We start from the raw sequence: 21,976 nt of genomic DNA, 5'->3' as shown, positions 1-21,976 counted from the left end.
GCAATTCAGTTCATGCATGTGCGGCAGGCATGCATTAAACTGCAGACGAGCGATTCCTCCCCGGGGAGCAAGGCGATGAGCTTCCGCCACCTGAAAAGCCTGTTCAATCCACGCTCGATCGCCGTGATCGGCGCAAGCGCGCGCGAGCGCCGCATGGGCAACGTGCTCATGCGCAACCTGCTTTCGGGCCAGTTCGCCGGCCCGATCATGCCGGTCAATCCCCGCCGCACCTCGGTGGCGGGCGTGCTCACCTACCCGAGCATCGCCGCGCTGCCGCAGACGCCCGACCTGGCGATCATCTGCACCCCCGCGCCGCTCGTGCCCCGCCTGGTGGAGGAGCTCGGCGAACGCGGCGCGCGTGCCGTGATGGTGATGGCCAACCAGCTCGACACCACGCTCGGCGCCGACGGCCGTCCGATCGAGCGCAGCATCCTCGAGATCACCCGCCGCTACGAGATGCGCCTGCTCGGTGGCGGCACGCTGGGCATCCTGGTACCCGGACTCGGGCTCAACGCGACCTTCTCGCAGATCGCCGCGCGCCCCGGCAAGCTCGGCTTCGTCTCCCAGCGCGACACGGTCGGCACCATGGTGCTCGACTGGGCGCTGCGCAAGAAGGTCGGCTTCTCGCACTTCGTCTCGCTCGGCGACAGCCTGGACATCGGCTTCGGCGAGGTGCTCGACTTCCTCGCCGCCGACTCGGGCACGCGCGCGATCCTGCTCTACATCGAATCCATCCAGGATCGCCGCGCCTTCATGTCGGCCGCGCGCGCCGCCGCGCGCAACAAACCGGTGATCGCGATCAAGGCCGGACGCTCGCCCGACAACCCGCTGATGGGCGTCTCCGACCCGCTCTTCCTCGAGATGCCCAACCTGGTCAGCCACGACGACGTGCACGACGCGGCGCTGCGCCGCGCCGGCATCCTGCGGGTGGACCAGCTCGAGGAGATGTTCGGCGCCGCCGAGACCGTGCTGCGCGCCCGCCCGCTGCGCGGCAACCGCCTGGTCGTGCTGAGCAACGGCGGCGGTGCCGGCCTGATGGTGGAGGACAGCCTCTACCTTGCCGGCTACAGCCTGCCGGCGCTCAAGGAGCAGACCATCGAGCGCCTGCGCCGCTTCATGTCGCCGGCCTGGAACGGACGCAATCCGCTCGAGATCCGCGTCGACTCCGAGCCGGCCTGCTACGAGCGCCTGCTCAAGATCCTGCAGGAAGAGCGCGACGGCGACGCCGTGCTGCTGATCCACACCCCGAACGCGCTCTCCAGCAGCATCGACACCGCGCAGCAGGTCATCGCCACCGCACGCGAGACCGGCATCAACCTGATGACCTGCTGGGTGGGCGACGAGAGCGTGGAGAAAGAGCGCAACCTCTTCATCAACGCCGGCATCGCCACCTTCGACTCGCCCGAGCACGCGGCCAGCGCCTTCCTGCACATGCACCGCCACCGCATCGCCTCCGAGGTGCTGATGGAGGTGCCGACCTCCGAACCCGAAGCCTTCAAGCCCGACGCCGCGCGCGCGCGCGCGGTGATCCAGGGCGCGCTCGCCCAATCGCGTGCCAGCCTGACCGAGTCCGAATCCAAGGACGTCCTCGCGGCCTATGGCGTGCCCGTCATCCAGACCCACCTCGCCGCCACCCCCGAAGAGGCCGCGCAGATCGCCGGCCGCATCGGCCTGCCGGTGGCCTTGACCCTGATGTCGCGCGACATCCGGCGCAAGTGGGACGTCGGTGGCGTCGCGCTCAACCTCGAGAGCACCGAGGCGGTCCAGGTCGCTGCACGCGGCATGATCGAGCGCGCCGGCCGCGCCGAGCCGCCGGTGTCGGTGAGCGGCTTCACCGTGCAGCGCATGGTGATGCGCGGGCACGCGCGCCAGCTGCTGATCGGCGTCAGCACCGACCGGCTGTTCGGACCGGTGATCGTGTTCGGCGAAGGCGGTCGCGCGCTGGAGATCTTCCGTGGCCTCGCGGTCGGCCTGCCGCCGCTCAACAAGCCGCTCGCCGACGACCTCATCACCCGCAGCAAGGCGGCAGCGCTGCTCGAGGCGCGCGGCCACCTCCCCGCGGCCGACCGCGACGCGCTCGCGCTCACCCTCACCAAGGTCTCGCAGATCGTCGTCGACCATCCCGAGATCCACGAGATGGACATCAACCCGGTGTTCGTCGACGAGCACGGCGTGCAGGCGCTCGACGCCCACATGCGCCTGCGTCCGGCCACCGCCCACGAGCACCGGCTGGCGATCCAGCCCTACCCGAAGGCGCTCGAGGAGCCCTCTCGGCTGCGCGACGGCCGCCCGATCCTGCTGCGCCCGATCCGCCCCGAGGACGAGCCGGCGCACTACGCCTTCCTGTCGCGGCTCACCCGCGAGGACTTCATCTATCGCTTCTTCAACTACATCCCCGAGTTCCCCCGTCGCGAGATGGCGCGCCTGACGCAGATCGACTACGACCGCGAGATGGCCTTCATCGCCACCGCGACCGGCCCCGACGGCAAGCCCGAGACCCTGGGCGTTTCGCGGGCGGTGGCCGATCCGGACAACCACACCGCCGAGTTCGCCCTCGTCATCCGTTCCGACCTCAAGCGCCAGCGCCTGGGCTCGATCCTCATGGACAAGCTGGTGCGCTACGCGCGCGAGATCGGCATCCAGCGCCTCGTGGGCGAGGTGATGGGCGAGAACGAACCGATGCTCGGCCTGCTGAAGCACCTCGGCTTCAAGCTCAAGGCCTCGGAGGAGCCGGGGGTGGTGCGGGCGAGCTTCGAGCTCCGACCACCATCGGAGGGGTAAGGCGAGTCGACGGAGGCGCGAGCAGCGACTCATGAGGCGGCGGGGTGCGGACACGCGGTCGCCGCGATCGCGACTTGCGTCGCTCCTACAGAAGAAGCTGCGGGTGCGGGGTGCGCGGCGATGGAACGGCCCCTGAGATCGCGACTTGCGTCGCTCCTACGGAAGAAGCTGCGGGTTTGGGTGCGCGGCGAGGGACCGGTCTCGGACATCGCGACTTGCGTCGCTCCTACGGAAGCGGCTGCGGGTGCGGGGTGCGTGGCGAGGGACCGGTCGCCACGATCGCGCCTGGACGGACCCGCGGAAACACCTCCGCATCGCCGGAGCCGCGCGGTAGGAGCGACGCGAGTCGCGATTCCGCCGCTCCGGCAAGCCACGGCGCGGATCGTCGGCACGGCCGGGCGCGCCCACGATCCGCGCCGCGCTCAGGCGTCCTCGATCACCAGCACCAGCAGCTCCTTCGGCCCGTGCGCACCGTACGCCAGCGTCTGCTGGATGTCGGCCGTCTTGGACGGTCCCGACACCAACAGCGCGTTGGTCGGCAGGCCGTCGGTCCAGCGCTGCGCGTGCATGAGCTCGAAGAGGTTGTCGCGCACCTCGCTCGCGTTCAGCAGCGCGATGTGCAGCGGCGGCACCAGGCTCATCAGGCGCGGCTCCTGCGGGCTCGGCCACAGCACCAGGCTGCCGGTGGCGGCGATGCCGCCGAGCGTGCCGGTAAGGCTGGCGGGCGTATGGAAGAAGAGCTCGTCCTTCCAGGCCTCCACCGGGTTCTCGTAGCCCTTCAGGCGCAGCGCCGCATCCTGTGCACGCACGTGCTCCGCCAGGCGGCGGCCGTGCACGGTGGCAGGCGAAACCAGCAGCTCGTCGATGCCGCGCGCGGCGAGCGCCTCCAGCACGCGCTGCGGCCACTGCGCCACCGTGGTGACGAGCGTCTCGCCATGCACCGCCTCGAGCATGCGGCGCAGGCGCGCGATGCGCTCGTCCGCCGCATAGCGCCAGGGATCGGTGACCAGGCCGATGTCGTAGTCGTCGGCGACCGGGGTCGTCCCCGCGAGGCTGGCGCGCAGCTTGCCGAGGATCCGTTCTTTCGCATTCATTCGGGGTTCGCTCCTGGCGTCGTTCATTGCTCGCCCAGATGCTCGCGGGCGAGCTCGTGCAGGCTGCGCGCGGCCGGTTTCGGCGCGCTGCGGTAGCGCGTCCACGGCCCGATGTCGGCCGGCATCAGCCCGCGCAGGCGGGTGCCCGCGTACATCGCCGCGCGGTACAGGCCCGGAGAGGTGTTGAGCGTGCGCCACGCCCTCCACACCAGGGTCTCCTTCCTGGAGTGCTTGGCGCCCTGCCCGCGCACGTGATGCGGCTCGGCCGCGGGCGCACGCACCGCCTCCTCGCGCAGGCGGCGCAGCAGGGACGGGATGGGGATCTTCACCGGGCACACCTCGCCGCAGGCGCCGCACATCGACGAGGCCGTGGGCAGGTCGCGGGTGGTCTCCAGGCCGAGCATGTGCGGGGTGACGATCTTGCCGATCGGCCCGGGATACACCGTGCCGTACGCGTGGCCGCCGATCCGCGTATACACCGGGCAGTGGTTCATGCACGCGCCGCAGCGGATGCAGTTCAGCGTCTGGCGCAGCTCGCCGTCCGCGAAGGCCTGGCTGCGGCCGTTGTCGAGCAGGACCAGGTGGACTTCCTGCGGGCCGTCGAGCTCGTCGGCCTTGCGCGGGCCGGAGATCATGTTGACGTAGGTGGTGATCGGCTGGCCGGTGGCCGAGCGCGTCAGCAGCGACAGCAGCGGGATCACGTCGCGCAGGTTCTCGACCACCTTCTCGATGCCGGTGACGGCGATGTGCACCGGCGGCACCGTGGTCGACATGCGGCCGTTGCCCTCGTTTTCCACCAGCAGCAGCGTGCCGGTCTCGGCGATCGCGAAGTTCACCCCCGAGACGCCGATGTCGGCCTCGAAGAAGTTGCGCCGCAAGGTCTCGCGGCCGATCTGGATGAGGCGATCGACGTCCTCGGTGTACTCGACCGCGAGCTTGTCGTGGAACAGCTTCGCGACCTGGCCGGCGTTGAGGTGGATCGCCGGCATGATGATGTGCGAGGGCTTCTCCGCGCGCAGCTGCACGATGAACTCGCCCATGTCGGATTCGAGGCAGTCGACGCCGCGCGCACCGAGGTAATGGTTCATCTCCATTTCCTCGGACACCATCGACTTGCCTTTGATCACCTTCCTCGCCGCGTGGCGCTCGGCGATGCCATGCACGATGGCGTTGGCCTCCTCCACCGTCTCCGCCCAGTGCACCTGCACACCATTGCGGACGAGATTGGCCTCGAGGCGCTCGAGCAGATCGGGCAGCTTGGACAGCGCGCGCGCCCGCACGCGGTTGCCGAAGGCGCGCAGGCGCTCGAGCTCGTCGCCGTCGGGAAACTGGTTGCGGCGCTTGTCCATCAGCGCATCCATGGCGCCGCGGAAGTTGCGCCGCAGCTGCGCGTCGGCGAGCGCCTCGCGCGCGTTGCGGGTGAAGGCGATCGGCTGCGCGGGGGTGTCGGCGACGTGGCTCATCGCACCCCTCCCGTGCTCGCGGAAGTCGTGCGGCGCAGCAGGAAGCTCGCCAGGTGCTCGCCCCGAAGCGTGTCGCCCTGCTTCTCGAAGCAGCCGTTGATGTTGAGCAGGCAGCCACAGTCCGCGCTCACCACCTCGGCCGCGCCCGAACCCTTCAGCGCGGCGGTCTTGTCCTGCACCATGGCGCCCGAGATCTCGGGCATGCGCACGCTGAAGCTGCCGCCGAAGCCGCAGCACTCGCTCTCGTGGTCGTGCTCGACGCGCTCGACCCCCGCCAGCTGCGCGAGCAGCGCGCGGCCATGCAGGTGGGTGTTCATCTCGCGTCGCGCCGAACAGGACGTGTGCAACGCGAGCCTGACCGGCGCGCCGGTGTGCTCGAAGCGGACCTTGCACACCTCCAGCAGGAACTCGGCGAGCTCGAAGGTGCGCGCGGACAGCGACGCGACCTGCTGCAGCGTCTCCGGCTCGTCCTTGAAGAGCTCGAAGTAGTGATGGCGGAACATGCCGGCGCACGAGCCCGACGGGATCACCACCGGCCAGTCGCCGGCGAAGAGCGCGAGCTGCGCGCGCGCCACCTCGCGCGCCTCGTCGGTATAACCCGAGGTGTAGGCCGGCTGCCCGCAGCAGCTCTGCGCCTGCGGAAAATGCACCCGGATGCCCTCGCGTTCGAGCAGGCGGATCGCGTCCATCCCGGCACCGGGAAAGAACACGTCGATCACGCAGGTGCCGAACAGGTACACGTCGGCCGGCTTGGCCGGATAGCTGCGCGCGGCCTCGAGCGGCGGCGCGACACGTGTGGCGTTGGCGGGTGCGGAGGACAGAGGACTCATGCGCTTCGGCTCCGGAATTTCATCGTTCTGAAGTGCGATGCAGCCGCGGCCGGGCCGCGACGGCAGGAAGGACGGATGCGCGGGGGACGCCGATGCGCCCCTCCGCGCAGGACTCAGCTCGCGGCGAGCAGCGGATCGGACACCCCGAGGACGTAGATCGCGATCATCGCCACCGTGCCGGTCATCAGCACGTAGTACACCGTCGGCCAGAAGGTCTTGCGCAGGATCGCGCCCTCGCGGCCGAGCAGACCCACCGTGGCCGAGGCCGCCACGACGTTGTGGATCGCCACCATGTTGCCGGCGGCCGCGCCGATCGCCTGCACCGCCACGACCATCGCCGTGGAGATGCCGAGCGAGGTCGCCACGCCGAACTGGAACTGGCTCAGCATCATGTTGCTGACCGTGTTCGAGCCGGCGATGAAGGCACCGAGCGCGCCCACCGACGGTGCCAGCAGCGGATACACGTTGCCCACGCTGTCGGCCACCCACTTCGCCATCGCGATCGGCATGCTGGGCAGGTCGGCGGCGTTCACCCCCGAGTTGATCAGGATGCGCACCATCGGCACGGTGAACAGCAGCACGAAGCCGGCGCCGAGCAGCACGCGCGAGGACTCGCCCACCGCCTTCACCAGCGAGCGCGCGTGCATGCCATGCAGGAACACGGTGATCAGCACCACCGCCACCAGGATGCCGCCGGGCAGGTAGAGCGGCTGGAAGTCCGCCTTGATGCCCTTCTCGCCGAGGATGTCGGCGAACACGATCACCACCGACTTCATCGCCCCGCCGATCTCGGGGAACACGCGGCTCAGCACGAGCAGCGCGCCCACCAGCACATAGGGCAGCCAGGCGCGGAAGATGCTGATCGGCTGGTGACGCGGGAGCTGATCGAGCTTCATCTCGACGCTGCCCATCCACTCGCTCGGCCACTCCTTCGGGTCGGCAAAGTCCCAGGTCTTCTTCGGCACCAGGAAACCGAAACGCGCCGCGGTGGTGACGAGGGCCAGGCCGACCAGGCCGCCGAGCAGCGAGGGGAACTCAGGCCCCAGGAAGACGCCGGTGAAGGCGTACGGGACGGTGAAGGCCAGACCCGCGAAGATCGCGAAGGGCAGCACCTCGAAGCCAGCCTTCCAGCTCTTCTCGCGGCCGAAGAAGCGCGTCAGCATCATGACCATGATCAGCGGAATGACGGTGCCGACCATGGCATGGATGATCGCCACGTTGCTGGTGATCACCTGCAGGAAGACGTCCCAGCTCGAGCCCCTGGCGGCGAGCTGCGCGCCGATCGTCGCACTGTCGAGGCCGCTATTGACGCCGATGATGATCGGCGTGCCCACGGCACCGAAGGACACCGGCGTGCTCTGCACCAGCATGCCGAGCAGCACCGCCGCCAGCGCCGGGAAGCCGATCGCCACCAGCAGCGGCGCGGCGATCGCCGCCGGCGTGCCGAAGCCCGAGGCGCCCTCGATGAAGCAGCCGAACAGCCAGCCGATGATGATCGCCTGGATGCGGCGGTCGGGGCTGATCTTGGCGAAGCCCGCGCGGATCGCGGTGATCCCGCCCGAGTACTTCAGGGTGTTGAGCAGCAGGATGGCGCCGAAGATGATCCACAGCACCCCGATCGTGATCACCAGCCCCTGCAGGGTCGAGGCGAGCACGCGGTTCAGGCTCATCTCCCACACATACAGGCCGATGCCCGCAGTGAGGAAATAGACGACCGGCATCGCGCGCTTGGCGGGCCAGCGCAGGCCCACCAGCAGCACCGCGGCGAGCAGGATCGGAGAAAAGGCGAGGAATGCGAGCGTACCAGGCTGCATCGGAATCTCCCCCTCAGGCCGGCGCGCGCATCACGCGCGCAGCCTTGAACATCGAACCAACCGTCATTGTCCCTTCCCCTCTCGAATGCATTTCATGAAATCAGGATGTCGTGCGCTTCCGTTTTCTGGCTCAGTGGTCTTACCACTTGGCCAGAAGTTGCACCAGACTAAGGGAGCCCGGAAGGCGTGTCAATGGAAATCATCAGATTTATCGATGCAAACATGAGAGCTCGATCCAACGGCCATGCGGGGCCTTTTCGGCGCGCTGCGCTCCATGCGCCGCAGGGGTCGCGCCCTCATCGCGCGCGCGCTCGTTACTGCCGCGCACCGCATCACCGGGGAGAAATCGGCCGTCCCCAGTGCATGGTTGCGCACGCGGAATCGACGGTCGTTGGTGGGCTGCCCGGCGGTGACGTAGTCATCGGGCAGGAAACAGGTCGACGTAGCCTCCCATCGGCAAGGCAGCTGCCTGCAGTTCTCGGCTCCGTCCGCCACTCCCAGAGATGGCACGCCCGCCGGATGTGCGCGCCGTTGGGCGCCGCGTTCAACCTGGCCAGCAAGTCCTCCGGCGTGAGGTGCTCGAACAGGGCGTCGATGACGTCAAGATTCACGCCTTCATGGCGCAGGGCAAACTCGAGGTGCCCGACCAGCGTGCCCTCGATGGCAACGCCGCAAGGAAGAAGCACGCGGTCGGCCGAGTCCACACGCCGATTGACCGAACCGCTGATCTGCGCCGGCTTCGCCAGCGGTCGGACGGCCAGACAGAGTCGGCTGATGAGTCGTGCGTAGCCAATCGTCGACATCCCATTGCGGCCGGTACCCGTCCGCCAAATGCATCGACTAACGCCGTGTAGTACCACAGCGATCCACCCTTCCCTCCGCTGAAGCGCGCCCAAACGGACTCACCGATTTCAGTCAGATCAAACAGGATCGCCTGCAGGTTGGCCAGCTTGTCGCACGCAGAGACGAGAATGCCCTCGCCTTCCGCCACACGCAGGTGAGCGAGGTACCGCTCCTTCCGCTCGCGCCAGGAGCTTTTGTGCCGCTGCGCATCGGGCGGGCCGCATGAGCACTCCGTGCTGGATGTAGTGCGGTGACTGTAATGCGCGACAGGCTCAGGAAGTGAGCCTGTCTTTCGCACAGCACGGCCAGCCGTGGTCCATGACGGCTCGAACCCGTTCCCCTGCCATCTGTTGCGCCCCCTACCCTTTCACGCACACCACCTGCTTCAGCGTGTGCAGCACCTCGGTCAGGTCCGACTGGTTGGCCATCACGGTGTCGATGTCCTTGTACGCGCCGGGGATCTCGTCCACCACGCCCTTGTCCTTGCGGCAGATCACGCCCTCGGTCTGGCGCGCGAGGTCGGCTTCGGTGAAGAGCTTGGTCGCCGCCGTGCGGCTCATACGCCGGCCAGCGCCGTGCGCACTGGAACAGAAGCTCTCCGCGTTCCCCCTGCCGCGCACGATGTAGCCGCGCGCGCCCATGCTGCCGGGGACGATGCCGAGCTCGCCCTCCCCTGCGCGGATCGCGCCCTTTCTGGTCACCCACACGTCGGCGCCGAAGTGGTGCTCGCGGGCGACGTAGTTGTGGTGGCAGTTCACCGCCTCGGTAGTCACGGTAAAGGGCGGCAGGTGGCGCGCCAGCCCTGCGAGCACGAGCTCGAGCATCGCCTGGCGGTTGGCCATCGCATAGTCCTGCGCCCAGTGCACGGCCTCGACGTAGTCGTCGAAATGCGGGCTGCCCTCGCGGAAGTAGGCCAGGTCGCGGTCGGGCAGGTGGATCATGTGCCGTTCCATGTCCTTCCTGGCGAGCTCGATGAAGTAGGTCGCGATGGCGTTGCCGATCCCCCGGCTGCCCGAGTGCAGCATCACCCACACCCGGCGCTTCTCATCCAGGCAGACCTCGATGAAGTGATTCCCCCCGCCCAGCGTGCCCATCTGGTTGGCCCACTTGGAGAACCTGCCGAAGGCCTTGAGCAGCTGCGGGTGACGATCGGTCAGGGCCTTGAGGCCGGGCTCGAAGGGGCGCACCGCATCGACGAGCACGCGACCGTCGGCATGCTGGTCACGGCCGACGGGCACATCGCGCGTAATCTGATCGAAGACCTTCTTCAGCCGCTTCTCGTCGATGTCGTTGGCGGTGAGCGACAGACGCGCCGCGACCATGCCGCAGCCGATGTCGACGCCCACCGCCGCCGGGATGATCGCCTCGTGGGTGGCGATCACCGAGCCGATGGTCGCGCCGATGCCCAGATGCACGTCGGGCATGGCGGCGACGTGGTGGTGGATGAAGGGCAGGCTGGCGAGGTTGGCGAGCTGCGCCTTCGAGCCCTCGTCGATGTCGTCGGTCCAGACCCTGACCGGCACGGTGCTGCCGTTCAGGACGGTCTTCACAGGCATGGCTGCCTCCTCGTGGCTCCCCTAGCGCTATTCAACGCCGACACCCGACCGTTCGCGCGCCGAGGCCGCGTCCCGGAGCGCAAAGACGCAGTCGGGCCAGGCTTCCGCCTGGAGCGTGCTGACGAACACCCGCAGGCGCGCCGCGAGCGACTCGGTGGCCACATCAGTCTGTCGGGACTCAGGCGCAGCGGTCGGCCTCACCCGTTGGGTCAGCGCCTTGAGCCGTCCGAGCATGCCGTTGGTCGAGCGCAGCGCGTCATGCAATTCACGCTGCGCCATCGCCTCGACGAAGCAGCTGACCACCCGTGCCTCATCCTCCCCGTCGGCCAGGACGAACTCCAGCCAGTCGAGCACCGCCGTGCCGACACCGATCCTGCGTAGCGCCGCATACGTGCGCGGCCATTCGGCCTGGGCATGGCTGCGCAGCCAGTGCGCCAGGCCCAGCGGTGTGAGGCCGCTGTAATGAGGCTCGGCAGACCAGTAACGCGGATCGTCGCGCGGCGGCTCATCCGCTGCCCGGTCCGCACCGCGTCGCAGGAATGCCGGGATATCGTAGGTGGAGGCCTGTGTTCGCCTTTCGCTGCGCAGCACGCGCGTACCCGAGCGCATCACGGCCGGCGCATCGAGCGCGTTCATGTCGAACGACCCGAAGCCCGCCGCTTCCGGCGCGCCATACGCGGTGGGTGTGTCATTCACCGTGAGCGGCGCCATGTTGGGCTCGATGTAAAGCAGATCCACGCTTCCCAACCCGCCAAAGCCAGCAGGCAGCATCGCGGGGGCCTTCACGAGATCGGGCATGTCCTCGGGCTTGTCGGCTTCGGCACGCACCTCGACCAGCAGGAAGTGCGTCAGCGGACTGACCAGTTGATACGCGACGGCCAGCGCGAGCGCTTCGGGTGCCCGGAGTGACTGCGTCCCTTCGCCGGCGAGGAGCTGCTCGACCTGCGCGGCCACCGCCATGCGGCCCAGCACGGCATGCGGCTCGACGGCGCTCAGGGATGCCTCACCCAGCGCTACGGGCGCGTCCTCCTGCGCCATCCGGCCGACAAGACGCACCGGCTGATCCGGCACGCACCCATGCGGTACCTGCGCGAAGCGCGCCCACACCGTGACTGCGTCGCCATCGAAGACCGAGCCGGGCAGCGGGCTCATCCACACCGGCGCGGCACCCGTCGGCCACACCAGCTGCAGGGCGTCCATGCGCTGCGAGCGCAGGCGCGCGAACATGCGCAGCACCGCCGGCTCCACGGCCTCGCCGGGCGCGACGAAGTCGCAGGCGCCGCCCGTCTCCTCGGCCAGCCGCCGCAATACGCCCTCGGCCGGCGCGCTGCCAATGCCGACCACGAAGATCCGATGGCCGAGTGCTCGCGCCTGCTTCACCGTGCGATCGATGGCGTGGATCTGGCCATCGGTGATCAACAGCAGATCGACCGCTGCGGCCCCCTCCTCCGTCCCAGGGCTCGGTTCGGCATCTCCGGCCAGGGCCAGCGTGGATGCCAGCGCGTTCTCCATCTCGGTGCCCCCAAGATCGGCCTGCAACTGCATCGCCCAGCGCTGTCCCGCCAGGCGGGTGGCGGCGCTGGTGCGCCACAAGGCACGCGAGCGATGCTCGACCGTGCCGCCAAAGCGTGACAGCGAGAAGCGCTCGCCCTCGCGCAGGCCGGCGATGATGGCCTGCAGCGCACGGCGCGCGGCGGCGATGCTGTCGCCCTGCATCGAGCCGGAGCAATCCACGAGGATCTTCACCGCGAGCGGATGGGCCGCTGCCGGCACACGCGGGCAGAAGCTCGCCAGCACATTCACCGCGCCCTCATCGAGGGTGTCGTGCGCGCACAGCGCAAGCGAATCCTGCGCGACCTCGTCGAGCACCAGGATGAAGTCGCGATCGAGTGCCCCGCCACGACCGAGCGATACGAGCATCGCCGCCGTCTCCCCCTCTCCTTCGAGCCGCATCGACAACGGATGACTCGGCGAGCCGATGCGCGCCCGCGCGAGCTCGCCTTCGATGCGCAAGGTGAGCTCGAACGGATGGACGGCCATAAGGTCGTGCTCGACCACCTGATGTGGCTTCAGGCCGGCATCGGCCACCGGGTCGCCGTAGCGCGGGGCGATCACCGTGGGCACCACTAGGCGCAGGCCATGCTGCTCGAACTGCAGCACCTGGGCGTAGCGCAGCCGCACCACACAGGTTTCCCCGGGCGCGAGGTTGCCCAGGTTCAGCGTGTAGCTGCCATCGACATTCTGCTCGAGCAGGATGGCGGTGTTGCCCTCGGCTAGCGCGTCCTCGTAGCCCTGCTCGGCCTGCTTCTTCTCGATGACCGCTCCGGACAGGCAGCGCTCGCCAATCCGCACCTCCACCCCGAGGAGCACCGCCGCCCAGGGCAGCGGGAAGCTGTAGACGAGCTCGACATGGCGCTCGAAGGGGTTGGCAAAGCGCTGTTGGAGATCCGCTTCGAAGAGCGTGCCGCGCAAGGTGCCGGTGAAGCGCACGCCCTGCAGCGTCAGTGCCTCACCCGCGCGCGTCTCGAGTCGTGCCGATTGTTGCTGCATCATGGTTCTCCCGCCTGTCGGTCGTTCTTGTCCGCGTTGTGCGCGGCAGCGCCCTGCGACGCCGCCCCGCCTTGCCCCTGCACCGCCTCGAAGGCGGCCATCACGCCCTGGATGAACTGCCGCACCGCCTCGGGACTCAGGCCCGCGCGCTGCGGATCGATCACCACCTCGACCCCCTCGGCCACCGTCAGATGGCTGCACACCGACACGCTGCCGATGGCGCGCTCACGCGGCGGCACCGGCGGCGGCGCACCGTGGAGCAACTCGCGGATGCGCTCGAGCGAGACGCCGGCAGCGGTCCATTTGCGGATCTGCAGCAGTTGCTCGAGATGCCGGGCACCGTAGCGGGCCGCCCGGGTCTCGCCCTCGGGTCGGTCGACCAGGCCGATCTGCACGTAGTAGCGCACCGTGCGGGGCGGCAGATCCGCGAGCACGGCCAGCTCGGCCAGCGGGTAGCTTGGGGAGGCTTCGGAGTTCATGGCAGCCATTAAGCCACCTTTATTCATACAGCGCAAATGTCGTTTAATACTGACAGTGGACTGATAGCATCGGGGTGTCTCTTCACCGCACCCCGCCGAATCGCCATGCCTACTCCACCCCGCGCCACTCCGCCCGCAGACAGCACGGGAACGCGCGCCGCGCTGATCTTCGCGCTGACGGCCGAGCGCCTGTCGATCTACTACGAGCATGGCCAGTGGCTGACCGAAGCGCAGGGCGCGAGCTTCATCGCCGACTGGCTGCGCCGCAGCGAGCGCACGCTGCCGCTGGCCGACCGCCGCCAGCTCTCCGCGCTCAGCGACGGGCTGGCGCGCCAGATCGCCGGCTCGCTGTCACGGGAGGCGGGGTCTATACGGCGCACGAGATGATGGAGGCACTCGATCCGAACTACGACTCGGACCTGGCGCGCTCGATGATGGACGAGTGCGCACGCCTGCTGGACGCCGACTGATGCGGGACGCCGACTGAGCCTTAGACGCCCGACGCGTCAGTCGCTGACCTTTCCGCGCCCGGCCTTGATCGACGCCCGCCGCGCCTTGCCCTCCAGCCTGCGGGTAACCGACGCCCGGGTGGGTTTCGTCGCACGACGCGCCTTCGGGGGCGCTGCGACCCGCTCGATCAGTTCTTCAAGGCGGCGCAGCGCCTCGGCGCGGTTCTTCTCCAGGCTGCGAAACTTCTGCGCCTTGATGATCACCACGCCTTCCTGGCTGATGCGGTGGTCGTGCAGGGCAAGCAGTCGTGTGCGGATCTCCTCGGGCAGGCCCGACGCGGCGATGTCGAAGCGCAGGTGCACCGCGTTCGATACCTTGTTGACGTTCTGCCCGCCCGCGCCCTGGGCGCGGATTGCGGTGATCTCGATTTCGTCGGGCGAGAGGGTGAAGTGGATCGTCATCGCTGGGCGTGCCTGCGCGCGCGTCGTGGCGCGCGCCTCAGCCTCCCCGCGCAACGGCCAGGCATCTGGGCAGCTGCGCCTTCGACGCGCGCTGGATCTGCCGCAGTAGCTCGACCGACACCCTGGGCACCTGATGCCGGAGCCGCAGTTCATCCTCGAGCCGCAGCAGCAGGCTCGCAGCCATCTCGGCATCGGCCAGGGCACGGTGGTAACGCCCGGCGACCGGCAAGCGGGCGTACTCGACCAGGGCGCCCAGCTTGTGGCTGGGCGCGAGCGGCAGGAGGCGTCGGGACAGCAGCAGCGAGCACACGAAATCCTGCTTCCTGCTGCGCTGGATGCGCGCGAGCTCCGCGTCCCAGAACTTGGCGTCGAACGAAGCGTTGTGGGCGACGATCGGCATGTCGCCGACAAAATCGGAGACGTCGCGCATGACCTCGCCCGCCAAAGGTGCGCTGCGGACCATGGCGTTCGTGATCCCGGTCAGCGCCTCGATGTAGGCGGGAATCCGCACGCCCGCGTTCATCAGGCTCTGGTAGCGGTCGACCACACGACCGCCCTCCACGATGACCGCTGCGATCTCCGTGGCGCGATCGCCCTGCGCGGGCGACAACCCCGTGGTCTCGAAATCGATGACTGCCACTGCTTCCATGCTCGACACCTTCCTCCGGGTCGTGGCGCATGGGCCCTGCGCACCTTGATGACCGGACGGGATTATAGGCGGGGCGGCCAGGGCCCAACGACTGACTTCGCCTGACTGCCTCCGCCTTGACAGCCCCAATGCCTCTCCGCTCTAATCCGGCCATCGCGCCGATTTGAGATCACAGCTTGCGGGCGCGTAATAAATGCAGCTAAAGCGGCCTGACAAGACCCGCTGAGCCTGCATGGCCATCGGGTCTTTTGTTTTTTTGCAGCACCTCACGGGCGCCCAGCGCCCAACCGCCGGCATTAACGACAACTTGCCGGGGCGGATGACAAATACCGGCTAAAGCGTCACCGCCTCTTCGCCCCCGCGAGGCCGGTCACGCCGGCTCAACAGGGGGCGAGGGGCATCACCATGATCAGCACGCAATCCACGGGCGACCGGCGCCTGACCCCCAGCCAGCGCGAGGCGCTCGGCAAGTTCGTCCCCAATCCCTTCCCGCTTGCGCAGACAAGCACGCCTTTGGGCCAAGCGTCGAGCGAGCCCCTGCCGATCCGCCCAAGTTGGCTCGGCTGGCGTTGAGCCCGGTCACACGAGGAGAAGATCATCATGTGGCCCTATGCATCCCGTGGCTCCCGCTTCATGGGCGATGTGAGCGAGATCAGCCCCAGCGCGCTCGCGTACGAAGACTTCAGCACCAATCCGGTGTCGATCAAGCTCTGGCTTCCCGAGAAGCTGGTCGCTGCCATCGATGTGCTGTGCGACCAGCACGACGCGAGTCGCCCCGACGTGCTGCGCTGGATCCTCTTCGAGCACGTCTTCGGCTGGGTGGAGCTCGCGCATCTGCAGCGTCGAATGAACGCCCGGCTCAAGGAGATGGAGAAGGTCGAGGTGAGATACTCCGTCCGCCGCCGCAGCACCGAAGAGGAGCCGACCCCGCGCGAGATCAACGCCCGCCACCTGGGCAAAGCGACGGAGGATCTCAAGCTCTTCCTCCCCGAGCGGCTCAAGCTCGCGTTGCAGGATCTGGCCGACGCCACAAGGCAGCCGCTCTCCGATTACCTTCGCGCGGTGCTCGCTCGTCACCTGCTCGGCGAACGCTTCTTCCGCGAATGGCAGGACGCGCTGGCGAAGGCGAATGCCGAAGCGTCCCGGCACGAGTCCGACATCGTCCTCGCGCGTTAGCGCTGGGAGATGACCCCGGGCGGGGCGGGTGCAGTTTGCGGGGAATTTCTCCCCAAGCCTCCGCCCGCCCGGTAGTCTTTTACCCATGCTGCAACAGCAGCCCGTCCCCGATTTAGCCCCACTTGCGGGGGACGTTAAACGCATACCGCTAAACAGGGCGCTTCTCCTTCAGGAGGCGAACATGTCCCGCGACAAAGCAATCAAGACCGTTCAGCGACTGATCCGGCTCTACCTCTCCAAGCACGGCTACCACGTCGAGCAGTCCGGCCAGCAGTGGCAGTGGCGCCGTGACGGCGCTGCGGCAACGCCGGCGGACGACGAACTCACGGCTATTCTGGCTGCCTCCGAGGCACTCATCCGCACCTCGGTCGGCACCGCTGCAGCTTGAGAAAGGAGACCGCCTTGGATCGCCGCACTTTCCTCACGGCGCTGGCCTCGTTCGGCGCCTCGATCGCCCTGCCCCTGGATCTGGCCACCGCGTCCGATGCCGAGGTCGACACGGCCTGGACCGAAGCCGCGAAGACTTGGGATCTGTTCGAGGTCAGCGAATTCCGCACGCTCTCATACGCCAACTTCGAGGAGCCCACCACGCGCTACGACGCCTATGGCTTCACCTACACAAGCGACGTCGATGCCTCGATGCTCGAGAGTCATTACGACCTCTACGACCCCATCCAGGCGCTCTACCGCGAGCACCTGCTCGAGGAGGATCCCGCGCTTGACGAGGCGACGCTCGAAGAGCGGGTCGAAGGGGATTGGCTCGAGTGGTGCCAGCAGGCCAGCGGCACAGCTCGGACCAGCATCGACAGGATCATCGACGACTGGCTCTCCGAAGCGCCCGACCCCTGCCAGGAGTGGGAGCACTACTACAAGACCGGCGACGCCCAGGGGGCGGCGTACGACCATTTCCTACGCGAAGACCCGGAGTTGATGGATGCGCTCGGCATCGTCGTGATCGAGGGCGACTGCCCCGGCAGCAGCTACTTCGCCGCTGAGCTGCACACCGGCGTCGAGGAGGCAAACCGTATCGCCGCTGAACGCGGCTGGATGATCCGCTTCGTCTATGACGGCGAAGACATCGTGCGCTACGACCGCAAGCCCGTCGTGTAATCGAACGCCCGCCGGCATCGGCCCGTGCCGGCGGGAAGCAGGCAGGGCTAGGAGTCTGCGCGGCAGAAGCCAAGCGTCGGTGAGTTAAGTCCTCGCGGGCGTTTCGGGGCCGGTAGACTGTCGAGATGACGAGCTATCTGCCCTATTGCCCGCAGCAGCAGATGCTGCTGCCCCAGGCGCTGCAGGAGTGGCTACCCGAAGGCCACTTGGCGTACTTCATCAGCGACGCGGTCGACGGGTTGGATCTGAGCGCGTTCCACGCCCGGTATGCCGGTGGCGGACCGCGCAACCAGCCGTTTCATCCGGCCATGATGGTCAAGGTGCTGCTGTATGCGTACGCCACGGGCGTGTTCAGTTCGCGCAAGATCGCGCGCAAGCTGCACGAGGATGTGGCGTTCCGGGTCCTGGCGGCAGACAACTTCCCGGCCCACCGCACGCTGAGCGACTTTCGCGCGGTCCATTTGAAGGAGCTGAGCGAGTTGTTCGTGCAGGTGGTGCGACTGGCCCGCGAGATGGGGCTGGTCAAGCTCGGGACGGTGGCCATCGACGGCACCAAGGTCAAGGCAAACGCCAGCCGCCACAAGGCGATGAGTTACGGCCATATGGTGAAGGCGGAGGCCGAGTTGAAACGGCAGATCGAGGCGCTGCTCAATCGGGCCAAGGCCGCCGACGACGCCGAGCGGAACGAGCCCGAGTGGGATGTGCCGGCCGAGATCGCGCGGCGCGAGGCGCGGCTGACGGCGATTGCTGAAGCCCGGGCGCGGCTCGAGCAGCGCCAGCGCGAGGCCGATCAGGCGCGCGGGCGCAGCGACGATGACGAGCGTCGCCCGCGCGGCGGTGACGGCAAACCGAAGGGCGGGCGCTACAAGCGCGACTTTGGAGTGCCCGAGGACAAGGCGCAGGAGAACTTCACCGATCCGGACAGCCGCATCATGAAGCGCGCCGGCGGCGGTTTCGATCCGAGCTACAACGCCCAGACGGCGGTCGACGAGACCGCCCACATCATCGTGGCGGCCGAGCTGACCAACAACGCCAGCGACGCCGGGCAACTGGCGGGGGTACTGCAGGCCGTGCGCGACAACGTCGAACACCGACCGCGCCAGGCGCTGGCCGACACCGGCTACCGCTCGGAGCAAACGTTCCGGGAACTCGACGGGTGCGGGACCGAACTGGTGGTGGCGCTGGGCCGGGAAGGTAAGCGCCGACTCGGCTTCGATCGCGAACGCAATCCGCACACCGCGCAGATGGCCGACAAGCTCGAGAGCGAGGCGGGCAAGAGCGCCTACCGAAAACGGAAATGGATCGCCGAACCGCCCAACGGCTGGATCAAGAACGTGTTGGGATTCCGGCAGTTCAGCCTGCGGGGCCTGGAGCGCGTCAAAGCGGAGTGGAAGCTCGTCTGTATGGCGCTGAACCTGCGCAGGATGAGCACATTGAGGACGGCATGACGGGGAAAGGGGGCAAACCTGTCCCCGTTGCCGTCCGGCATGCGCGCCGCGCCGTCGCAAAGCAACTTGACCACGGCCTCAGTCTCGTGCCGCACCTCGCGGTTCGCCAATCATTCTGCTAGAAAACACGCTCTGGAGTTCTGCCGCGCAGACTCCTAGGGGGGATTTGATCCAGCTTGCGGCCCCCGCCACATCGGCAAAGCCGCTAAATAGGAGCAGACATGCACAACGACGACAAGAACGGGCCGGATGACGGTATCACCGCCAGCTACATTATTTCTCCCGACTACGGTGACGCGTTCGCCTGGCGTCGGGTCGAAGGGGTGGATTCGCGCTACACCTTGGGCGCGGACTCGGGGGGATGGAGTGGCCCGCACCCGATCTCCGATGCCCTCTTCCAGGATTTGCACGAATGGTACGGGCGCTTTTGCAGGGCAGACCCCTGGTCCGGCAAGCACGAAATGGACTGGGAGGCCTTCCACCGGGATGGGGTCGAGCTGGCCCGCCGGGTCAAGGCCGAGGTGGGCCCCACCGCCAAGGTGCTGTATGCAAAACCCGTCGAAGATCCCGGCTTCCTGCATCAGCGACTGAGGGAGATCCGAGACGACGGATCGGAGTTCATCTTCCCCGATGAGCCGATGACCATCTCCCCGGACTGGCCCATGACAGACGACGCATCCGGCGCCGACTGACAGCAACGATCGGACAATCAGTTGATCCTCGGAACCCCAGCGGGCAGGCGCATCCTCATCACGGCGCCGGCCCGCTTCCATCGAGACCTTTAGGCAATGACGAACCACACTTACCTCTTCACCTCCGAATCCGTCTCCGAAGGCCACCCCGACAAGGTCGCCGACCAGATCTCCGACCGCATCCTCGACGCCTTTCTCGCCCGCGATCCAAGCGCGCGCGTTGCCTGCGAGACCCTGCTCGCCGATCAGTACGTGGTCGTGGCCGGCGAGTTCAAAACACACGACGAAGCGGTCTTCCGCGACATCGAGGCAGCGGCCGAGAGCATCGTGCGCAGGACGCTCGCCGACATCGGCTACACCGACGCCGCCACCGGCATCGACCCACGCCGCTGCGAGATCCGCATCGCCTTCAACCACCAGTCGCGCGAGATCGGCCAGGGCGTGGACCGGGCTGACGGCGAGCTCGGCGCTGGTGATCAGGGGCTGATGTTCGGCTACGCCTGCGATGAGACACCCGAGCTGATGCCGCTGGCGATCAGCTTCGCGCACCGGCTGGTGCGTCGGCAGGCAGAGCTGCGCAAGTCGGGCGCCTTGCCCTGGCTGCGGCCCGACGCCAAGAGCCAGGTCACTGTGCGCTACAAGGGCGGTCGCCCGGTCTCGGTCGAGAAGGTGGTGCTCTCCACCCAGCATGCCGAGTCCATCGAAACCGACACACTGCGCGCCGAAGTGCTGCGCCACATCATCGACCCGATCGTGCCGGCTGAGCTGCGCAGCCCGGACTTCGAGGCCCTGATCAACCCCACCGGCCGCTTCACCGTCGGCGGCCCCAAGGGCGACACCGGACTCACCGGCCGCAAGATCATCGTCGACACCTACGGCGGCGCCTGCCAGCACGGCGGCGGCGCCTTCTCGGGCAAGGATCCGAGCAAGGTCGACCGCTCGGCGGCCTACATGGCGCGCCACATCGCCAAGAGCCTCGTGGCGGGCGGCTTGGCGCGGCGCTGCCTGGTCCAGCTCGCCTATGCGATCGGCGTGGTCGAACCGGTGTCGGTGATGGTCGATACCTACGGCACGGGCAGCCAGCCGGATGAGGAGTTGGAGGACCTGGTGCGCGAGCGCTTCCGGCTCACGCCGAGGGGAATCATCGAGTCGCTGGGGCTCGAGCGGCCGATCTATGCGCAGACGGCGAGTTACGGGCACTTCGGGCGCACTGACGTTGAACTTCCGTGGGAGAAGGTGGCATGAACGAAAAGAAGCGCAACGACCACGTGCCCAGTCCCATTCACATCATTCTCAACTCGTCGACCTAGCCCAAAAGCACTTTCGCCAATGCTGGCATCCGGCTTAGGCTACGGTCTTCGCCAACCCAAAGCGGGCAAATCTACTATGGGCATCAAGGATATTCGTGATGCGGCCTCGATCCGTGAGGCGATGGGCGAGTTTGACCGGGTCGGTCGAACCTACTTTTTGGAGAAATACGGCTTTCGGAAGTCTCGCGAATTTATGGTCCGCGACCAAGCTACCGGGCGCATGTACGACTCGAAGGCGATCGTTGGCGCCGCTTACGGGTATGCGTTCCCCGAAGCTGGCCCCCTTCGAGCTTCGGATTTCAGTGGCGGGGAGGCCACCGTTGACACCTTGCTGACCGGGCTCGGCTTTCAAGTCGTCCGGATCGGACAGGACTGGACGCTCGAAGAGGTCAGAGCCATCGTGGCAGACTACTTCGAGATGCTCCGATATGAAGCCAACGACCTGCCCTACAACAAGTCGGAGCACAACGCTGCACTGCAGACACGTCTGCAATCACGAAGCAAGGCATCGATCGAGATGAAGCACCAGAACATCTCAGCGATACTCGACCAGCTCGGACTTCCATATATCCATGGGTACAAACCACGGTCCAACGTGCAGGAGTTGCTACAAAAGGTCGTCATTGATGAGGTTCAGCGCTCAAGGGCAGAGCTTCTCAAGATCATTGATGCGCTGGAAGACCGCACCACCCCCGGCGAGCGCAACTACCGTGGCGTGTTGATCGCGCCTCCGGTACCGGACGCGGCCCCACAGGGCCAGCGTCGCAAACGCCTGCCGAGGAAGCTGGATTTTGCGGCTCGGGACGAGCACAACCGACGGCTGGGTCGCAGCGGAGAGACATGGGTCATGGATTTCGAGAAGACCCGTCTGATCGACGAGAGTCGCCCCGACCTGATCTCTGGTATCGATTGGATTTCAGACCGCTGCGGTGACGGAGCCGGCTACGACATCCTTTCATTTGAGCCAAATGAGGTCGCTCGCTTCATCGAAGTCAAGACGACGAATGGCGGCGCTCTCACACCGTTCATCGTCAGCCAGAATGAGCTGGAATTCTCCGAAGAGGCTGAAGATGCTTTCTGCCTGTATCGTGTCTTCGACTTTGCACGATCACCACGCCTTTTCATTCTGCGCGGCATGCTCAGCGCATCGGTTCACCTTGAGGCGATCGACTACCGCGCGAGATTGAAGGCACTGCATGCGTGAAGCCAACCAAAGCGCGGTCACACGATGGCCTTCATCGAACTCGCGCCAGCGTTTTTCAAGAGCGGC

19 protein-coding genes, 1 pseudogene and 1 riboswitch are annotated in these 21,976 nt (G+C 67.3%); of the genes and pseudogenes, 10 read left to right on the top strand and 10 right to left on the bottom strand.

Features of this window, described 5'->3' with window-relative positions; genetic code table 11:
- Positions 1-75: 75 nt before the first annotated feature.
- On the top strand, positions 76-2,781 hold the full coding sequence (locus ACZ5PP_RS00225; RefSeq protein ID WP_374615909.1) for a bifunctional acetate--CoA ligase family protein/GNAT family N-acetyltransferase: 2,706 nt from the start codon (positions 76-78) through the stop codon (positions 2,779-2,781).
- A gap of 422 nt (positions 2,782-3,203) precedes the next feature.
- Here ACZ5PP_RS00225 and ACZ5PP_RS00220 read toward each other — a convergent pair whose 3' ends face one another.
- The 8 genes from ACZ5PP_RS00220 to ACZ5PP_RS00185 form a co-directional block, all read right to left on the bottom strand.
- Positions 3,204-3,875 carry a LutC/YkgG family protein gene (locus ACZ5PP_RS00220; RefSeq protein WP_004303504.1) on the bottom strand — a complete coding sequence of 224 codons (672 nt, stop codon included), beginning with the start codon at positions 3,873-3,875 and terminating at the stop codon, positions 3,204-3,206.
- Between the two features lie 23 nt (positions 3,876-3,898).
- The gene (locus ACZ5PP_RS00215) at positions 3,899-5,338 is read right to left on the bottom strand and encodes a LutB/LldF family L-lactate oxidation iron-sulfur protein (RefSeq protein WP_004303506.1); all 1,440 of its coding nucleotides are present in this window, start codon (positions 5,336-5,338) and stop codon (positions 3,899-3,901) included.
- Positions 5,335-6,168, bottom strand: a complete 834-nt coding sequence (locus ACZ5PP_RS00210) for a (Fe-S)-binding protein (RefSeq protein WP_004303507.1) — start codon at positions 6,166-6,168, stop codon at positions 5,335-5,337. Before ACZ5PP_RS00210 ends, ACZ5PP_RS00215 begins: the two co-directional genes overlap by 4 nt.
- A 113-nt stretch (positions 6,169-6,281) precedes the next feature.
- Entirely contained in the window at positions 6,282-7,982 is a 1,701-nt protein-coding gene (locus tag ACZ5PP_RS00205) for an L-lactate permease (RefSeq protein ID WP_004303509.1), read from the bottom strand.
- 332 nt (positions 7,983-8,314) lie between these two features.
- Positions 8,315-8,785, bottom strand: a complete 471-nt coding sequence (locus tag ACZ5PP_RS00200) for a hypothetical protein (RefSeq protein WP_464826570.1) — start codon at positions 8,783-8,785, stop codon at positions 8,315-8,317.
- 399 nt (positions 8,786-9,184) lie between these two features.
- Entirely contained in the window at positions 9,185-10,381 is a 1,197-nt protein-coding gene (locus ACZ5PP_RS00195; RefSeq protein WP_464826569.1) for an RtcB family protein, read from the bottom strand.
- Positions 10,382-10,408: 27 nt separating this feature from the next.
- Positions 10,409-12,934: a VIT domain-containing protein gene (locus ACZ5PP_RS00190; protein ID WP_464826568.1), complete on the bottom strand. Its 2,526-nt coding sequence runs from the start codon at positions 12,932-12,934 to the stop codon at positions 10,409-10,411.
- On the bottom strand, positions 12,931-13,419 hold the full coding sequence (locus ACZ5PP_RS00185; RefSeq protein ID WP_464826567.1) for a helix-turn-helix domain-containing protein: 489 nt from the start codon (positions 13,417-13,419) through the stop codon (positions 12,931-12,933). The genes ACZ5PP_RS00190 and ACZ5PP_RS00185 overlap by 4 nt, the downstream gene beginning before the upstream one ends.
- Before the next feature lie 96 nt (positions 13,420-13,515).
- Between ACZ5PP_RS00185 and ACZ5PP_RS00180 the strand changes: the two are divergent.
- Positions 13,516-13,880, top strand: a pseudogene (locus tag ACZ5PP_RS00180) (hypothetical protein).
- A 36-nt stretch (positions 13,881-13,916) separates the two neighbouring features.
- On the opposite strand, the gene arfB reads toward ACZ5PP_RS00180, so the two are convergent.
- Positions 13,917-14,321 carry an alternative ribosome rescue aminoacyl-tRNA hydrolase ArfB gene (arfB, locus tag ACZ5PP_RS00175; protein WP_464826566.1) on the bottom strand — a complete coding sequence of 135 codons (405 nt, stop codon included), beginning with the start codon at positions 14,319-14,321 and terminating at the stop codon, positions 13,917-13,919.
- A gap of 37 nt (positions 14,322-14,358) precedes the next feature.
- The gene (locus ACZ5PP_RS00170) at positions 14,359-14,970 is read right to left on the bottom strand and encodes a 3'-5' exonuclease (protein ID WP_464827073.1); all 612 of its coding nucleotides are present in this window, start codon (positions 14,968-14,970) and stop codon (positions 14,359-14,361) included.
- Positions 14,971-15,115: 145 nt separating this feature from the next.
- Positions 15,116-15,194, top strand: a riboswitch (SAM riboswitch).
- Positions 15,195-15,375: 181 nt separating this feature from the next.
- Between ACZ5PP_RS00170 and ACZ5PP_RS00165 the strand changes: the two genes are divergently transcribed.
- The 8 genes from ACZ5PP_RS00165 to ACZ5PP_RS00130 all read left to right on the top strand — a co-directional run bounded on the left by ACZ5PP_RS00165 (position 15,376) and on the right by ACZ5PP_RS00130 (position 21,910).
- Positions 15,376-15,543 carry a hypothetical protein gene (locus tag ACZ5PP_RS00165; RefSeq protein WP_464826565.1) on the top strand — a complete coding sequence of 56 codons (168 nt, stop codon included), beginning with the start codon at positions 15,376-15,378 and terminating at the stop codon, positions 15,541-15,543.
- A 27-nt stretch (positions 15,544-15,570) separates the two neighbouring features.
- Positions 15,571-16,146: a hypothetical protein gene (locus tag ACZ5PP_RS00160; protein ID WP_464826564.1), complete on the top strand. Its 576-nt coding sequence runs from the start codon at positions 15,571-15,573 to the stop codon at positions 16,144-16,146.
- Between the two features lie 181 nt (positions 16,147-16,327).
- Positions 16,328-16,534: a hypothetical protein gene (locus ACZ5PP_RS00155; RefSeq protein WP_464826563.1), complete on the top strand. Its 207-nt coding sequence runs from the start codon at positions 16,328-16,330 to the stop codon at positions 16,532-16,534.
- Positions 16,535-16,548: 14 nt separating this feature from the next.
- Positions 16,549-17,256, top strand: coding sequence for a hypothetical protein (locus tag ACZ5PP_RS00150; protein WP_464826562.1), 708 nt, complete (start codon positions 16,549-16,551; stop codon positions 17,254-17,256).
- A gap of 125 nt (positions 17,257-17,381) precedes the next feature.
- Complete coding sequence (locus tag ACZ5PP_RS00145) at positions 17,382-18,704, top strand: IS1182 family transposase (protein WP_004301215.1); 1,323 nt, start codon at positions 17,382-17,384, stop codon at positions 18,702-18,704.
- A 221-nt stretch (positions 18,705-18,925) separates the two neighbouring features.
- Entirely contained in the window at positions 18,926-19,396 is a 471-nt protein-coding gene (locus tag ACZ5PP_RS00140) for a hypothetical protein (protein WP_464826561.1), read from the top strand.
- Between the two features lie 96 nt (positions 19,397-19,492).
- Positions 19,493-20,641 (top strand): methionine adenosyltransferase, encoded by a 1,149-nt coding sequence (metK, locus tag ACZ5PP_RS00135; RefSeq protein ID WP_464826560.1) that lies wholly within the window; start codon positions 19,493-19,495, stop codon positions 20,639-20,641.
- 141 nt (positions 20,642-20,782) lie between these two features.
- Positions 20,783-21,910 carry a protein NO VEIN domain-containing protein gene (locus tag ACZ5PP_RS00130; RefSeq protein ID WP_273424400.1) on the top strand — a complete coding sequence of 376 codons (1,128 nt, stop codon included), beginning with the start codon at positions 20,783-20,785 and terminating at the stop codon, positions 21,908-21,910.
- Positions 21,911-21,976 lie beyond the last annotated feature (66 nt).

This window comes from Thauera sp. DNT-1 (genome assembly GCF_055393985.1).
Note: the sequence above shows the minus strand (reverse complement) of the source record. Positions and strands in the feature narration are given on the sequence as shown.

Excerpts from the sequence above, each read along its gene's own strand:
- ACZ5PP_RS00225 (WP_374615909.1), top strand. The coding sequence starts at position 76 with ATGAGCTTCCGCCACCTGAAAAGCCTGTTCAATCCACGCTCGATCGCC.
- ACZ5PP_RS00220 (WP_004303504.1), bottom strand. The coding sequence starts at position 3,875 with ATGAATGCGAAAGAACGGATCCTCGGCAAGCTGCGCGCCAGCCTCGCG.
- ACZ5PP_RS00215 (WP_004303506.1), bottom strand. The coding sequence starts at position 5,338 with ATGAGCCACGTCGCCGACACCCCCGCGCAGCCGATCGCCTTCACCCGC.
- ACZ5PP_RS00210 (WP_004303507.1), bottom strand. The coding sequence starts at position 6,168 with ATGAGTCCTCTGTCCTCCGCACCCGCCAACGCCACACGTGTCGCGCCG.
- ACZ5PP_RS00205 (WP_004303509.1), bottom strand. The coding sequence starts at position 7,982 with ATGCAGCCTGGTACGCTCGCATTCCTCGCCTTTTCTCCGATCCTGCTC.
- ACZ5PP_RS00200 (WP_464826570.1), bottom strand. The coding sequence starts at position 8,785 with ATGTCGACGATTGGCTACGCACGACTCATCAGCCGACTCTGTCTGGCC.
- ACZ5PP_RS00195 (WP_464826569.1), bottom strand. The coding sequence starts at position 10,381 with ATGCCTGTGAAGACCGTCCTGAACGGCAGCACCGTGCCGGTCAGGGTC.
- ACZ5PP_RS00190 (WP_464826568.1), bottom strand. The coding sequence starts at position 12,934 with ATGATGCAGCAACAATCGGCACGACTCGAGACGCGCGCGGGTGAGGCA.
- ACZ5PP_RS00185 (WP_464826567.1), bottom strand. The coding sequence starts at position 13,419 with ATGGCTGCCATGAACTCCGAAGCCTCCCCAAGCTACCCGCTGGCCGAG.
- arfB (WP_464826566.1), bottom strand. The coding sequence starts at position 14,321 with ATGACGATCCACTTCACCCTCTCGCCCGACGAAATCGAGATCACCGCA.
- ACZ5PP_RS00170 (WP_464827073.1), bottom strand. The coding sequence starts at position 14,970 with ATGGAAGCAGTGGCAGTCATCGATTTCGAGACCACGGGGTTGTCGCCC.
- ACZ5PP_RS00165 (WP_464826565.1), top strand. The coding sequence starts at position 15,376 with ATGATCAGCACGCAATCCACGGGCGACCGGCGCCTGACCCCCAGCCAG.
- ACZ5PP_RS00160 (WP_464826564.1), top strand. The coding sequence starts at position 15,571 with ATGTGGCCCTATGCATCCCGTGGCTCCCGCTTCATGGGCGATGTGAGC.
- ACZ5PP_RS00155 (WP_464826563.1), top strand. The coding sequence starts at position 16,328 with ATGTCCCGCGACAAAGCAATCAAGACCGTTCAGCGACTGATCCGGCTC.
- ACZ5PP_RS00145 (WP_004301215.1), top strand. The coding sequence starts at position 17,382 with ATGACGAGCTATCTGCCCTATTGCCCGCAGCAGCAGATGCTGCTGCCC.
- ACZ5PP_RS00140 (WP_464826561.1), top strand. The coding sequence starts at position 18,926 with ATGCACAACGACGACAAGAACGGGCCGGATGACGGTATCACCGCCAGC.
- metK (WP_464826560.1), top strand. The coding sequence starts at position 19,493 with ATGACGAACCACACTTACCTCTTCACCTCCGAATCCGTCTCCGAAGGC.
- ACZ5PP_RS00130 (WP_273424400.1), top strand. The coding sequence starts at position 20,783 with ATGGGCATCAAGGATATTCGTGATGCGGCCTCGATCCGTGAGGCGATG.